We start from the raw sequence: 14,929 nt of genomic DNA on the forward strand, positions 1-14,929 counted from the left end.
CTGGTCCTCTTCTGCTCTGCCCGGCCACTGCCTTGACCAGCGGGGCCATAGCCGTGGTGGCGTCAGGCCGCCACCACGGTCTGCTCGATCACGCCGAACGGGGTCGCCCCTTGCTGCGTGACGGCCTCCATCCGCACCCGGTCGCCAAAGGACATGAACGGGGTGCGCGGGTTGCCCTCGGCGATAATCTCGATCGCGCGACGTTCGGAGATGCAGGCGCTGCCAACCGTCGCATAGTCCGGGTTGGACACCGTTCCAGAGCCGATGATCGTCCCAGCGACAAGATCGCGGGTGCGCGCCGCATGCGCGACCAGCTCCGGGAACGAGAAGGCCATCGCCGCGCCATTCGGTCTCCCGAACCGCGCGCCATTCCAGTCGATCGCCAGGTCGCAGCAGACCCGTCCGTCGCGCCATTCGCCGCCCAGCTCGTCGGGGGTGCAGGCAAAGGGTGCGACCGCGCAGGCCGGCTTGGCCTGGACCCAGCCGAACCCGGTCTTCATCTCGATCGGCGCAATCGCGCGCAGCGACCAGTCGTTGATCTGAACCAGCAAGCGGATGTGACGCGCCGCCTCGGCTGCGCTCGTGCCCATCGGCACGGCATCGACGATGACCCCGAACTCGCCCTCGAAATCGATGCCCAGCGCCGCATCGGGCACGGGCACGTCGTCATGCGGGCCCAGGAACCGGTCGGACAGGCCCTGATACATGAGCGGCCGCTCGCTATCGATCGGGTCGAGCCCGAAGGCCACCTGCATGAGTTCGCCGTGCGTGGCGAAAGCCGAACCGTCGAGCCATTGCCACGACCGCGGTAGGGGCGCCCGTAGCAGGGCCGGGTCGAGCGGCTCGCCCTGTCCGGCAGCGACCAGGTCGGCGCGGGCCAGCAGCATCGGCTCGACCGCCTCCCAGCGCTCAATCGCGGCCAGCAGATTGGGTGCGATGTCGGCCGCCGAGAGGCAGCGCGCGGCATCGGCGGAGACGACGATCAACTCGCCGTCGGGGGTACCATTGGCACGGGTCGCAAGACGCATGGTTCAATCCTCGAAAATGGCCACGGCCCGGGTCCAACCGGCCGATGCGCCCTTGATCTTGTGGGGGAAGCAGCTGACCATGAAGCCGTGCGGCGGCAGCACCTCGAGATTGTGCAGCTTTTCGAGGTGGCAGTAGCCGATGTCCCGTCCGGCCTTGTGTCCTTCCCAGATCAGCGAGGTGTCCCCGGTTTCCTTGACCTTCTGCGCGGTATGGGCAAACGGCGCGTCCCACGACCAGGCATCGGTCCCGGTGACCCGTACGCCGCGGCTGGTCAGGTACATCGTCGCTTCATAGCCCATCCCGCAGCCGCGGCTGACATAGTCCGGATCGCCCAGTGCCTTGCCGGCCGAGGTGTTGACCAGCACGATGTCCAGCGGCTTGAGTTCATGCCCGATCCTGGCCAACTCGGCTGCGACGTCGGCGGCGGTCACCACGTAGCCATCGGGCAGGGCCGTGAAATCGAGCTTCACGCCTGGCTGGAAGCACCATTCAAGGGGGATCTCATCGATCGTCAGCGCGGGCCTGGGCTCGCCGTCCTGCGCGTCCTGCGTGGGGTGAAAGTGCCAGGGCGCATCAAGGTGGGTGCCGCTGTGGGTGGTCAGGCGGACCCATTCCGCCGCGGCGAACCCCTCCCCGCCCGGCAAGGCCTCGGCGGTGAGCCCGGGAAAGAAGAAGTGCATCTCATCCACCGTCTCGCGGTGGGTCTGGTAGGTGATTTCGGGCCGCAGGAATGGCGGGTCGCTCACCACCTCGTTGCACAGCGTGATCGAGAGGTCGACAAAACGGCGGGTCATGATGGCACGGGCTCCGGGGTCAGGGTTTGAGCGAAGATGGCACGGGGCAGGCGCAGGGCCAAGGCCGCGCAAACGGTCAGGATCGCGGCCACCAACCCCGCGGCGAGCAGCGTGGGTGACAGGTGCAGCGCAGCGGCCCAGCCGAAGTAGGCACTGCCGACCAGCGCCACGCCCACCGCACTGCCCAACTGCTGACAGGTCTTGAGCAGGCCCGAGGCCGAGCCGGCATGTCCGCGGTCCATCTGCGCGAAGGCGATCGGACCGATGCAACCGCTAGTCATGCCCATCCCTATGCCGGCGGCGATCATGACCGGGGCAATGCTCGCCAGAGGCCAGCCAAGCCCGATTGCGGCCAGCACCAGCCAGCTCGACAGGGCCATCAGCAGTGCACCCAGGAATGGCAGCACACGGCCATAGCGCGGCAGCAGCTTGCGGCTCAGGAACCCGATACCGAACATGGCGCCGAAGCCGAAGGGCATGTGCAGCAAGCCGGCCATCAAGGGCGACTGGCCGCGCTCGGCCTGCAGGGCGAAGGCGAACACCAGCAGGAAGCCGGCGCTGGCTGCGGCGAAAGCGAACGACATGGCCAGCCCGAGGCGAAAGGTCCGCACCCCCAGGATGGCCGGATCGAACAGGGCCGGCTGGCCCGCTGCGCAGCGCCGGGCCACATGACGCCAGCCCAGCGCGCCCAGCGGCAGGGCGAGCAGGACGAGCCAGAGAGCACTTCCCCCTCCAGCTCCGCCCTCGCTCCCGATCAGCGGCCCGACCAGCATGGCCACTGCCGCACCGAACCAGGCCGTTCCTCCCAGATCATAACCGGCATGCAGCCCGGAACGGGTGGGTGGCAGCAGGCGCATGGCCGCGGCGATGGTGAGCGCTCCGACCGGAACATTGATCAGGAACAGCAGCCGCCAGCCCAGCCCGAACAGGTTCGCGTCGATCAGCACGCCGCCAAGGATCGGTCCGGCAATCGCCGCCAGCCCGCCAATCACCCCGAACAGGGCCATCTTGGACACGCGTTCGAGCGGGGTGAAAAGCACCTGCAACAGCGCCAGAGACTGCGGCGCCATCACCGCCCCGGTGGCGCCCTGGAGCAGCCGCGCCGCGACCAGCTGGCCACCGGTCTGGGCCAGTCCGCAGGCGGCCGAGGCCAGCGTGAAGCCCGCGACGCCCCAGACCAGCATGCGGCGATAGCCGTAGCTGTCGCCGAGGCGGCCGCCCGCCAGCAGCAGCAGGGCAAAGCTGATCGAGTAACCGGCGACGATCCATTGAGCGTGCACCGCATCAGCGCCGATGCCGGAGCTGATCGCTGGCAGGGCAATGTTGACGATGGTCAGGTCGACGATCTCGAGCACCAGCGCCACGACCAGCACGAGCACGGCCAGCGTCCGCTGCCGCTCAGTCATGGCCGCAGGTCCGGTCATGATCGCGGCATCCCGTCAGATCTGCCCGTCGCGCAACATCGAAACCGCCGCAGCGCAGGCGCGAGCCGTGAGCGCCATGTAGGTGAGGGACGGATTCTGGCAGGCCGACGAGCTCATCTGCGCGCCATCGGTGACGAACAGGTTCGCCACATCATGGGCCTGGCTCCACTTGTTCAGCACCGAGGTGGCCGGATCATGGCCCATGCGCGCCCCGCCCATTTCATGGATAGCGGTGCCGCCGGCGCCCGGCCGGTCGGACCCCATGATCACCTGGCCGCCGGCCGCGGTAAGCATCTCGGCAGCGTCGGTCTTGGCCTGGGCCAGCGCCGCCAGCTCCTCCTGGCCGAAGGCGAAGTCGATCTTCAGCAGCGGCAGCCCGTTGGCATCGGTGCGGCTGCGGTCGAGCGTCAGGCGGTTGCTCGCCCGCGGCACGCAATCAGCGAAACCGACCAGCACCATCTTCCACATCCCGGGATGACGCAGCTTTTCCTTGTAGGCGGCGCCGATCCCGGCCTCGCGCTTGCCGGCGGTCCAGGTGCTCTGCAACGCCCCGCCCTGGAACGAGAAACCACGGCTGTGCCCGGCCCCGTCCATCCGGTCGAGATTGCGATAGCGCGCCACGATGACCCCGGTCGGACGATTGCCGAAGCTGGTGTGGGCCTCGAACCCGGGCATCAGCGCCATCGCCGAAAGCGTGTTGGCATGGTCCATGATGTGGGTGCCCAGCACGCCGCTGGAGTTCGCCAGACCGCCTGGCATGGCCTCGCTCACCGAATTGAGCAGGACCTGCACCGAGTTGAACGCCCCGGCATTGAGGAACACCAGGCGCGAGCTGGCCCGGCGGCGCTGCTTGGTCCGTGTCTCGACCCAGCGTACGCCGGATATCTTGCGGGTCAGCGGATCGTAGTCCAGCGCCTCGACCACCGCGTCGGTGATGACGGTGAGCCGCCCGGTCTTCTGCGCCGCCGGCAGCGTGCTCGACTGGGTGGAGAAATAGGCCCCGTAGGAGCACCCCCGCGCGCAGATCGAGCGGTACTGGCAGGGGCCGCGCCCCTCCTCGTCCTTGGCCTCGGTCAGATTGGCGGTGCGGCCGATCGTCAGGCAGCGATCCGGCCAGCGGCTGCGGATCGCCTCGCGCACGTGCTGCTCGACGGCATTGAGCGCCATCGGCGGCTGGAACCGGCCATCGGGCAGCTGGGCCAGCCCCTCCGCCTGTCCGGATACGCCGATGAAGGCTTCGACCTTGTCGTACCACGGCGCCAGATCGGCGTAGCGGATCGGCCAGTCGGTGCCGTGGCCATCGCGCTTGTTCGCCCCGAAATCATAGTCCGACCAGCGATAGGACTGACGGCCCCAGGTCAGCGAGCGCCCGCCCAGTTGATAGGAGCGAAACCAGGAGAAGGCAGTATCCGGCCCCGTGGCGTAGGGGTTCTCGGCATCGTTGACGAAGTGGTTCTGGGTGAACTCGGTGAAATGGCGGTTCAACCGCTGTACGGCATACTGCGCACGAAACAGCGCGGCGTCGCCCTGACCGAGGAAGGGTAGCTCCCACGGCGCCTTGGTCTCGGTCTCGTAGTCCTGCTGATGCCGAATCTCGCGGCCGCGCTCGATCATCAGCACGGTCAGCCCGGCCTCGGTCAGTTCCTTGGCCGCCCAGCCCCCGGTGATCCCGGAACCGACCACGATCGCATCAAAATCCATTTCAGCAGGCTCCTGCTCGGCTCACCCGAAATCGACCGCGGTCCAGTCGCTTGAATAGGCGACAGTCTGCGGGGTGGCCGGGAGGTCCGGCTCCCAGCGGCCGGGGACCAGCTCGTAGCGCAGCTCCTGCGCGCCGCCGATCTCGGTGGTGTAGTACCCGGTCAGGATCAGCCCCTTGACCGTCCGCCAGGGATGGTCGCGCCGGCCCTCGGCATAGGCCTCGGCATCGAGCGCGGCGAGAATCCCGGCGCGCCCGGCCGCGCGGAGGAACCGCCCGCCGGCGCGACGGTTGAGCTCGGCCTCGAGCCAGGCCGCATGGTCCAGCGTGCCGTCGGGGCGCAGGTGCGGGAGCAAAGCGGGCGTCGGCTGGGCCAGCGGCTGACGCGCGCCGTCGAGTCCGTGGGCCAGGGCCAGCAGCACGAAGTCTCCCGCTCCCACATCGCCCGCCCCGGGGGTTCTGGTCCGCGGCAGGACAAGCTGGCTGACCTCGCGGAACAAGGCCCGCTGCGCGGGTGTGGGCGCCGTGGCAGGATCGAGGCTGGACAGGGTGACCGCCGCGGCTGGCAGACCGAACGCCAGGGCGACCAGACCGGCGGCCCCCATGAACTCGCGGCGGTTCCAGCCCCTGGCAGTCGCGGTCACCATGTACTCCCCACAAGACAAAACGCGATGGGACGGACCACCATGGCCCGCCCCATCCTGATCACTGGCTCAGAAGTCGGCCGACAGCCGCACTCCGTAGGTCCGCGGCGTGCCGAACTGCCAGTTGAACACGTCGTCCACCGGACCGGCCGAGATGAAGCTGCCGTAGGTCAGCGGACGGATGTTCTCGAGGTTCTTCACGAAGGCCTGGATCGAGAACTTCTTGCTCTCGGGGCGGTATTCGAGGTTCAGCTCGGTATTGCTGAAGGCCTTCTGCTTGCCGTCCCGATAGTTGTAGAAGTCGGTGAAGTAGGCCGACTTGAAGGTCGTGTTGACCCGGCCGGTCAAGCTACCCGCCGCGCCCAGATCGACCGTGTGGTCGAGCCCGGCCGTGATGATCCAGGTCGGCGAGAAGCCCGGACGGTTGCCGGCGAAGTTGGGCTGCTGCACGCCGGGCGTCGTCGGATCGAGATCGCCCACGCCATTGATGTCAGGCCCGGTGCCCGGAACTGCATAGACGTTGAACTGGGCCTTCAGCTCCTTGTACTCGGCATTCAGGTAATTGACCGAGGCGTGGAAGTTGGTGTTGTCGTCCAGCTTGAAGTCGGTCGCCGCCTCGATGCCCCAGATCTTCGCCTTGCCGGCGTTGAAGGTCTGGCCGCCGAGGGCGGTGTCCAGCAGCACCGAGACCTGCAGGTCCTTGTAGTCGTAGTAGAAGCCGGTGAGGTTGAAGAGGTGCTCACCGGAAGCGCCGAAGTTCTTCTTCAGGCCGGCTTCATAGGCCGTGTTGCTTTCCGGCCGGTAGTCGCCCACCGAGTCGAAGCCGCCGCCCTTGAAGCCCGTCGAAACCTTGGCGTAGATCAAGGTATCGGCGTTCGGCTTGTAGTTCAGGCCGGCCAGCCAGGTGACCTTGTCTTCCTCGCTGGCGAGATTGAGCGTGGTCGCAAAGCGCAGCGCCGAGAAGTTCTTGCGCTCGATCGTGCCGTTGAACAGCTGCGGATCCGGCGGACCGGCACCGAACGGGGTGGCGTTGCGGTAGATGCCGCGACGCTCGTTCTTGGTGTAGCGCAGCCCGCCGACCGCGGTGAGCTGATCGGTCAGGGCATATTCCAGCTGACCGAACGCGGACTTGCTGTTGCTGTTCACGTAGCGGCCAAAGTACGACAGCTGCACGACGTTCGGTCCGAAGGTCGTGACGAAGGCGCTCTCGTTGTTGACCGATTCCTGGAAGTAGAACCCGCCAACCTGGTAGGTCAGGTTGCCCAGCACGCCATTGAGCCGCAGCTCGTGGCTCTGCGTGTTGGTCTCGCGGTTCCAGCTGAACGAGCGGTAGGTATAGGGCAGCGTCAGGAACACGCCCGGATCGCCTGTGAAGTTGCGATAGCCGCCGGTGTAGGTGAGCGTGGCGTCGTCGTTAAGCTCGTAGGCCAGCTTGCCCCGGATGGCCCAGGTTTCCTGGCCGATCCGGCCCAGCCCGAAGTTCGGCGGCAGGTAGCTGGCGCGATCGATACCGGCCAGCAGGTTGGTGTTGTTGGGAATGCACAGCACCTGCGGGTAGGCTGGCGCAACGCGGGTGAACCCGTTGTTGCAGGCGCCGCCCGTCGGGCCGTTGCCGGCCGCGTTGAGATTGGCCGCGGCAAACGCCTGCGGCGTGAACTCGCGGCGGGCGAACTCGCCCGAGAAGTTGGCGGTCAGACGCTCACCCGGGGTCAGCTTCAGCGCGAGGCGGCCGCCATAGGCCTTGTTGTCGTCCGAACGGCCACCGGCGAAGGCCGGATAGTTGAACCCGCCGCCGTTGAACGCGGCGCGGGCCGGGTGGGTCACGAAGCCGTCGTGCGAATCATAGAAGCCCGAGACACGGACCGCGCCGAGATCGCCGAACGGCAGGTCGACACCACCGTCCAGCCGCACGGCATTGTAGTTGCCGTAGCTGCCCGACACGTTCGCGCCCAGGGTGTTACCCGGCTTGCGGGTGATGAAGTTGATCGCGCCGCCGGTCGAGTTGCGACCATAGAGCGTACCCTGCGGCCCGCGCAGCACCTCGACGCGCTCCATGTCGAACAGCGCGACGCTCATCGCGTCGGGACGGTTCATGTACTCGCCATCGATGTTCACGACGACCGAGGTATCCTGCGATTCGTCGTTCGTCGCGGTACCGACGCCGCGGACCGAGATCTTGACCGTACCCTGATCCTGGTTGAGCTGAACCACCGGGGCGATCTTGTCGATGTCGTTCAAGCCACCGAAGCCGGTCTTCTTCAGCGCTTCGGCGTTCACCACGTCGATCGCGATCGGCACGTCCTGGACGTTCTGCGTGCGGTTCTGCGCGGTGACGACAATCTCGCCGGTGTCCGCGTCATCACCACTGGCCGCCTGCGGTGCAGACTGGGCCAGAGCCGGGACTGCCATGGCCAGCGAACAGGCCCCCGTCAGCAGCATGAATCCCATCTTGCGATAAGCCATATATCAGTACCTCCCCTCATCGATCTTCCCGGCGACGCTTCCCCACGCCGCCGGTGAATTAGAATGCTAGTTTTATATAAGATCCCAGCCATGTCAAGCCGGTCTGCTTGACGCGCCCTGGACCTTGCTTTGCGAGGCCAACCCTGTCGCGGGGTCAGCCACCGGCTTCACCCCATCCTGCCCACCCGAGTGGTATCGCCCCAGCGACCCATCCGGAAAATACTGTTTCCCTATGCATCCATAGGGTTAGACTTTGGTCGACCAGGCGGCCCGCCCCTCACGCGGTGACGCCACCGAGCGTTTCAGCGAACCAGTCGGCGATGCAGTCGCGGCCATAGGACATGTTGTCGGCCCCGACATGCTCGACCCCGCCTTCGCGCGCCGTGAAGATCACCTTTTCGCGCTTGGGTGCGTTGACCAGCTGCTCGTAAAGATCGTCCGCATAGGCCACGCTGATCTGCCGGTCGTGCGCACCATGGGTGACGAGAAACGGCACCTTGATCCGGTCCATGTGGCCATTGAGGTTCATGTCGGTGCTCTTGGCGAGAAAGTCGTCCATGTCCGCGGCACCGAAGGCCCACATCACGTGCGCCCAGTAATGCGGCACCGGGTTTTCGCCCTCGCGCGCCATGCGCTTGTCCTGCACCTCGCGCCAGTTGTGGTTGGCGCCCCACACCGCGCCCGAGGCGAACCGCGGCTCATAGGCCACCGCGCGGGGCGCGAAATGGCCGCCCAGCGAAATCCCGGTCATGCCGATCCGTGCGGGATCGACATCGGGCTGCTGCTCGAGCCAGTCGACCGCCTTGCTCGCCCAGCTTTCGCTATGCGGATCGACCGGCAGGCCCTGCAGGCGCAGCGCCTCGCCCGAACCGGGCTGATCGACGCACAGCGTCGAGATCCCGCGGCGAGCAAGCGCTTCAGGCAAGCGGCTCCAGTAGAGCAGCTCCTTGCAGCTATCGAGCCCGTTGCAATAGACCACCACGGGATGCGGCCCCGGGCCGGGCGCGCGGGTGTAGAGCGCCGGCATGGTGCCGGCTGCGAGCGGCACCTCGACACGCTGGCGGTTGATCTGGCCCAAGACAGTCGACTTCTCGAAAGCAGCCAGCGCCTTGGCGTAGGTTTCCTTGCGCCCCGGAGCGCCGTGTCCCTGCATGCGTTCAGCCACCAGCAGGTAGAGCGCGGCGCGCTCGAGCTTGTTGCTCGCACTGAACGCCCGCCCCCGCGCCTCGTCCTCGGCGGCCAGCTCAATCAGCTTGTCGCCATAGCCCGCCCACTGCTTCATGAAGGCAGGCGTGCCGGCATCGCCGCCATTCGCCGCTGCCGCGATGATCGGCTGGCACATGTCGACGATCTCGCCGATCTGTCCGCCGCTCTCCATCGCGATCGAGACCGAAAGGTTCCAGATGTAGTTCGGAAACGGTTCGTAGAGGGCCATGTCAGGCGTCCACGGCCACGAACAGCCCCGGGTTCGGCGCGGGATGCGGCAGCGTCTGCGGACCGCCGGTCCCGATGCCCCACTGGTCCATGATCAGCGGCGCCGGGGTATAGACGGTCGGCTCGCGGGTCTCGAAATCGACCTCTTCCAGCTCGGACGTGTATTCCGTGACAAAACCGCCCGGCGTGACGAAGTAGCTGAACGTGTTGTTGCCCGCCGTGTGCCGTCCCGGACCCCAGCCGATGTTCACTCCCTTCTGCTTGAGCCGGTGAATACCGCGCATCATGTCGTCCACGCCCAGCATGTCGTAGGCCACGTGATTGAGGCACGGCGGCCCGGGCAGGATCGCGAAGCGGTGGTGCGCCGTGTTGCAGCGCAGGAAGCACATGAAATCGCCCAGCCAGTCGCTCACCTTGAAACCCAGCACGTCGCAGAACCAGGTGACCAGCGCCTGGTGGTTGGGCGAGTGCAGCACGATGTGGCTGATCTTGACCGGGACGCCCTCCCAGCGGGTGATCTCACGCTTGGCGCCGCGCGCGACGTCGGACGAGATCTCGAGCTGGAGCCCGTCGGGGGAGAAGAACCGGAAGCCGTAGCCGCCGCCCGGGGTCGTCAGGTCGCGCGGATCGTGCACGATCTTGGCCCCTGCGGCTGCAACCTTGTCGCGCAGCGCATCCACATCGGCGCGGCTGTCCGCGGCCAGGGCGATCACGTCGATCCGGTTCTCGTCGGCCTGGCGGAGGCGGATCACGTGGTGCTCGTCGTGGCCCTGGGCCTTGAACCACGCCATGCCATCGTCGCTCGGCACGGCCTCGAGCCCGAACACATCGGCATAGTAGGCCCGCTCGGCCTCAAGGTCGGTGACGCCGTAGCCGACATAGCGGATTTCGGTAACGCGGCTCATTCTTGCAGTCCTTCAGATCGGCTTGGACACGACGGCGAACATCTCGCCGGTGGCCTTGTGGTTGTCGACGGGGGGCGCCTTGCCGAGCTGCCCCATGCAGATCGCCAGGCTGGAATTCACGATGTAGGCGCAGCGCTCGAAGCGCCGGTCACGGTAGGCCCGCAGCGCGGCCTCGACGCTGTCATGGCGGGCGAGTTCATCGGCCAGGACGATGCCGTCCTCGATCGCCATGCCGGCGCCCTGCCCAAGGTGCGGGGTGGTGGCATGGACCGCATCGCCGAGCAGGCCGACCCGGCCCTTGCTCCACGGCCCGGTCACCAGCACCCCTTCGAGCGGGCGATAGACCACGCCGGCGTCGTCGACGATCTGCTCGGCCAGTTCGCGGATCGCCGGCGAGCAGTTGGCCAGCTTGGCGCGCATGACCGCGGCAATGCCCTCGAGCGGATAGCGCGGGTTGCCCGGCTCGGGCGTGGTCACGTACATGTACATCAACTCGGCGCTCATCGGCACGAGGCCAACCCCGGTCGGCCCGTTGTAGACCTGCAGCGCGTCAAGCGTGGCCGGCCGCGGGAAATTGTAGCGCCAGACCGACTGTCCGGTGAACTCCGGCTTTTCGGCATCGGGCAGGATCATCCCGCGAACCTGCGAATAGACCCCGTCAGCGCCGACAACCAGATCGTAGCGGCCGGCACTGCCATCGGAGAAACTGGCGTCGACCCCGGCTCCGTCGTCCGCCAGCGCGGTCACGGTCAGCCCGAGGCGCAGCGTAGCACCGGCGGCTTGCGCCTCGTCGCCCAGCACCTTCTGGAGCGCCCGCCGCGAGATTCCGACATTGGAGGGACGCCCTTCAACCAGCTTCGGCGAGGGCACCCGCGCCACCTTGGTCCCGTCAGGCGCGAAGATCTCAACCGCGTCGAACCCGAAGGAACCGTCGAGGAAGGTATCGAGCACGCCAAGCTGGTCCATCGCCCGGACCACATTGGACTGCTGGATGATCCCGACGCCGTAGACCGACCATTCGGGATCGCGCTCGATCAGGGTCACCGCGTGCCCGGCGCGGCCCAGCGCGATAGCGGCGGACAGGCCACCGATACCGGCGCCGATGATCAGGATTTGCTGTTGCTGCATCGATCGATCCACGGTCACCCGGCAGGGCGGACCACTCCCTTTGTAGCGGCCCTTGGCGGAGCCTGTTGGGCAAGGAAATAGGCCCTGACTTGCTATTCTCCCAATGATTTGTTTTTATCATGACCTATCAATCAGAGTGATAGGTTCACCGGTATGCGCTTCAAGGGATTGGACCTGAACCTGCTCGTCGCGCTCGACGTGCTGCTGGAAGAGGCCAATGTCTCGCGCGCGGCGCAGCGGCTGCATCTGAGCCAACCGGCGACCAGCGCGGCGCTGCGTCGGCTGCGGGCCTGGTTCGGCGATCCGCTGCTGACACCGCACGGCAAGCGGCTGATGCTCACCTCCTACGCCTTGCGGCTGCGGCCCCAGCTCACCCAGCTGCTCGCCGGGATCGATGCCTTCACCAGCCAGCCGGCGCTGTTCGATCCCGCCACGGCCCATCGGCGCTTCCGCATCGCGATGTCCGATTACCTGGCCAACGTGGTGCTCGGGCCGTTGACCAATGCCATCGCCGGAACGGCCCCGGGAATCGAGATCGAGATCGTCACCCCGGACGACAGCGTGGGTGAGCTGCTCGAACGGGGGGAGATCGACCTGATCATCGCCCCCCAGGAATTCATCAGCCCGCGCAATCCGACCCGGCTGCTGCTGGAGGAGCACCATGTGGTGGCCGGCTGGACCGGCAACCCGCTGATGCATGCCCCGCTCACGCCCGAGGCCTTCGCCGCAGCCGGGCACGTCTCGGTCCGGCTCGGCCGAATCACCCGCCTGACCTACGCCGAGGCCCAGCTGCGCGCGCTCGGCGTGACGCGGCGCGAGGAGCTGATCGTACCCGCCTTTGCGCTGGTGCCGGACCTGCTGGTCGGGACCATGCGCCTTGGGATCATGCACGAACGGTTGGCACGCCGCGCCGCCCGCCGCACCGACATCACGATCGCGCAGCTCCCCTTTCCGTTCGCACCCATGCGCGAAGTCGCGCAGTTCCATCGGGCGCGCAGCGACGATGCCGGGCTGCTCTGGCTGTTCGACGAACTCGATCGCATCGTCGCCGCCGACGATGCCGCGCAATCTCTGCTTGACTGTCCCGAGACACGATGAGAATTCTTGTTCTAATAAAGTAGCGGCCGCACAGGGCCGCCAGGCAAACGGGTCCGCCAGGACCGGCACGGGGCCGCCACCGAGGGAGAGAACCGTGCTGCTGGCGCCGTGCATCGAATGGCAATTCGCCGATCACCCTGATCTGGCCGACCGCATTCGTGCGGCGTCACGGGCCGGCTTCACCGCCGCCGAATTCCACCTGTGGCGAGACAAGGACCTGCCCCGCATCGCCGCCGCGCTGGCCGAGACGGGCATGACGCTGACCGGGATCTGCGTCGACCCCCGCCGCTCGATCGTCGATCCGGCGGAACGCGCCGGGATGGTCGCCGCGGTGCGCGAATCCATTGCCGCCACGGCCGCGCTGGGCCGGCCCCCGCTGATCTTGGCCTCGGGCTTCCGCGTTGAGGGAATGAGCGAGGCCGACCATTTCGCCAATGCGGTCGCCGCACTGAAGGAGGCCGCCGCACTGGCCGAGGAGGCCGGGGTCATGTTGCTGCTCGAGCCGCTCAACACCCGGCTGTTCGCCAGCATGTACCTGGTCAGCACGTCGCTCGGGCTCGATCTGGTGGAGGCGGTGGGCAGTCCCAACCTGCGCCTGCTTTACGATGTGTGGCACAGCGCCTGTATGGGCGAGGATATGGCCGCGGTGCTGGCCGGCCGGATCCACCTCGTCGCCCACGTCCAGGTGGCCGACATGGATGACCGGCACGAGCCCGGCACCGGCACGCTGGACTGGGCCGAGGTGATGCGCACTCTCGCCAGCCTCGGCTATGCCGGCGGGATCGGGCTGGAGTACCTTCCGACCCTGCCGATGGCGGAATCGCTGCAACTGACCCGCGCAACGCTGGCAGTCTGATCCCTTTCACGCTGCGATCCGGGAGAGGAATGTGGCACACCCCCAAGCGAGCGCCGAACGGCTGACCCTGACCGAGCGCCTGAGCTATGGCTTCGGCGACATGGGCACGAGCCTGGCCTACAACATGGCCAGCGGTTTCCTGCTCTACTACTACACCGATGTGGTCCGGCTGCCGGCCGCCGCGGTCGGCACGGTGTTCCTGGTCGCCCGGTTGCTGGACGCGATCATCGACATGATCGTGGGCGTGTCGGTCGATCGCACGCGCAGCCGCTGGGGGCGGACGCGGGTCTACTTCCTGATCACCGCCCTCCCCTACGCGCTGGTCACCGTGCTGGTGTTCAAGGTGCCCGCCTGGGGACAGACGGCGCAGCTGGTCTATGCCTTCGCCACGTTCAAGGCACTCGGGATCCTGATGTCGCTCCAAGCGATACCCTATACCGCGCTGATGCCGATGATGACGCTCGACACGACCGAACGACTCAAGCTTTCGGGGATGCGCTCGGTCGGGACCTCGGTCTCGGTGGTACTCGGAACAGCGGCAACCATGCCGCTGGTCGGCCTGTTCGGCGGTTCGGATCCGCAGCGCGGGTTCGTGGCGGTGGCAGTCGTGTTCGCCGGGATCGGCCTGATCACCACCTTCGCCCTGTTCCGCAACTGCCGCGAGCGTCATGACGACCAGTCCAACCCGCGCTTTGCCATCCTGCCCGCGATCGGAGAAATGCTGCAAAACCGCGCCTGGCTGGTCTGCTTCGGCTTCTGCCTGACCTACTTCGTGCGCTTCGGGGTCATGATGTCGGCCACAGCCTACTTCGCGATCGAGGTGTTGCGCAGCCCGGCGATGATCTCGGTCATGCTGCCGGCGGTGGCGGGAATGCTGCTCCTGTCCTCGTTCGTGGCGCCGCCGATCCTGGCCCGCACCGGAATCCGCAAAGGCTCGACCATCGTCCTGGCGGTGGCTGCGGTCCTGTTCGCGCTGCTGCCGCTGACCGAGGGCAACCTGGCGGCCTTCACCGCGCTCTACCTCGCCGCCTGCCTCGCCCCGTCGATCACGATCACCGCAGCCTTTACGATGATCGCGGAATGCGCCGACCATCACGAAGCGCGCTTCGGCGTACGCCGCGAAGGGCTACTGTCCTCGGGCATCAGCCTCTCGACCAAGGTCGGCATGGCGCTCGGCACGGCCGGCTTCGCCTACCTGCTGGGCGAGGTAGGCTACACGCCGGGCCATGTCACCGCATCGGCGCGCGAGGCGATCCGCCTGGCCTACTACGGCAGTGCCGTGCTGCTGCTGACGCTGCAGGTGGGGATCGTGCTGTTCTGGCCGGCCGACCGGCTTGGTGACAGCCGGGGCCGGACACCGCTCGCCGCCGCCTGATCCTCCCGCGCAGCAGGGGCGCAGCATGCTGCATCTCCCGGCGCCGGACGGTCACGGCAATGCTGCGCGGCAGATCCGTC

12 protein-coding genes are annotated in these 14,929 nt (G+C 67.2%); 3 read left to right on the forward strand and 9 right to left on the reverse strand.

The genetic code is table 11. The features are described 5' to 3' along the window. Positions 1–62: 62 nt before the first annotated feature. The 9 genes from H7F53_RS06735 to H7F53_RS06775 all read right to left on the reverse strand — a co-directional run bounded on the left by H7F53_RS06735 (position 63) and on the right by H7F53_RS06775 (position 11,520). Complete coding sequence (locus tag H7F53_RS06735) at positions 63–1,028, reverse strand: fumarylacetoacetate hydrolase family protein (protein WP_185678725.1); 966 nt, start codon at positions 1,026–1,028, stop codon at positions 63–65. 3 nt (positions 1,029–1,031) lie between these two features. Further along, complete coding sequence (locus H7F53_RS06740; protein ID WP_185678726.1) at positions 1,032–1,823, reverse strand: cyclase family protein; 792 nt, start codon at positions 1,821–1,823, stop codon at positions 1,032–1,034. After that, positions 1,820–3,247 (reverse strand): MFS transporter, encoded by a 1,428-nt coding sequence (locus H7F53_RS06745; RefSeq protein ID WP_185678727.1) that lies wholly within the window; start codon positions 3,245–3,247, stop codon positions 1,820–1,822. Before H7F53_RS06745 ends, H7F53_RS06740 begins: the two co-directional genes overlap by 4 nt. Before the next feature lie 15 nt (positions 3,248–3,262). Further along, the gene (locus tag H7F53_RS06750; RefSeq protein WP_185678728.1) at positions 3,263–4,948 is read right to left on the reverse strand and encodes a GMC oxidoreductase; all 1,686 of its coding nucleotides are present in this window, start codon (positions 4,946–4,948) and stop codon (positions 3,263–3,265) included. Positions 4,949–4,969: 21 nt separating this feature from the next. Beyond that, positions 4,970–5,593, reverse strand: coding sequence for a gluconate 2-dehydrogenase subunit 3 family protein (locus tag H7F53_RS06755; RefSeq protein ID WP_185678729.1), 624 nt, complete (start codon positions 5,591–5,593; stop codon positions 4,970–4,972). Between the two features lie 66 nt (positions 5,594–5,659). Continuing rightward, positions 5,660–8,053, reverse strand: a complete 2,394-nt coding sequence (locus H7F53_RS06760; protein WP_246438645.1) for a TonB-dependent receptor — start codon at positions 8,051–8,053, stop codon at positions 5,660–5,662. A 277-nt stretch (positions 8,054–8,330) separates the two neighbouring features. Then, the gene (locus tag H7F53_RS06765; protein ID WP_185678730.1) at positions 8,331–9,488 is read right to left on the reverse strand and encodes an alpha/beta hydrolase family protein; all 1,158 of its coding nucleotides are present in this window, start codon (positions 9,486–9,488) and stop codon (positions 8,331–8,333) included. A gap of 1 nt (position 9,489) precedes the next feature. Next, positions 9,490–10,392 carry a VOC family protein gene (locus tag H7F53_RS06770; protein WP_185678731.1) on the reverse strand — a complete coding sequence of 301 codons (903 nt, stop codon included), beginning with the start codon at positions 10,390–10,392 and terminating at the stop codon, positions 9,490–9,492. Positions 10,393–10,404: 12 nt separating this feature from the next. Continuing rightward, entirely contained in the window at positions 10,405–11,520 is a 1,116-nt protein-coding gene (locus tag H7F53_RS06775) for an FAD-dependent oxidoreductase (RefSeq protein WP_185678732.1), read from the reverse strand. 153 nt (positions 11,521–11,673) lie between these two features. On the opposite strand from H7F53_RS06775, the gene H7F53_RS06780 reads away from it, so the two are divergent. From H7F53_RS06780 to H7F53_RS06790, 3 genes are all read left to right on the forward strand, one after another. Beyond that, on the forward strand, positions 11,674–12,618 hold the full coding sequence (locus H7F53_RS06780; protein ID WP_185678733.1) for a LysR family transcriptional regulator: 945 nt from the start codon (positions 11,674–11,676) through the stop codon (positions 12,616–12,618). 94 nt (positions 12,619–12,712) lie between these two features. Further along, positions 12,713–13,474 (forward strand): TIM barrel protein, encoded by a 762-nt coding sequence (locus H7F53_RS06785; RefSeq protein WP_185678734.1) that lies wholly within the window; start codon positions 12,713–12,715, stop codon positions 13,472–13,474. A 31-nt stretch (positions 13,475–13,505) separates the two neighbouring features. Continuing rightward, positions 13,506–14,849: an MFS transporter gene (locus H7F53_RS06790; RefSeq protein WP_343061963.1), complete on the forward strand. Its 1,344-nt coding sequence runs from the start codon at positions 13,506–13,508 to the stop codon at positions 14,847–14,849. The last annotated feature ends 80 nt before the right edge of the window (positions 14,850–14,929 follow it).

Source organism: Novosphingobium piscinae (assembly GCF_014230355.1).
In the GTDB taxonomy this organism is placed as follows: domain Bacteria; phylum Pseudomonadota; class Alphaproteobacteria; order Sphingomonadales; family Sphingomonadaceae; genus Novosphingobium; species Novosphingobium piscinae.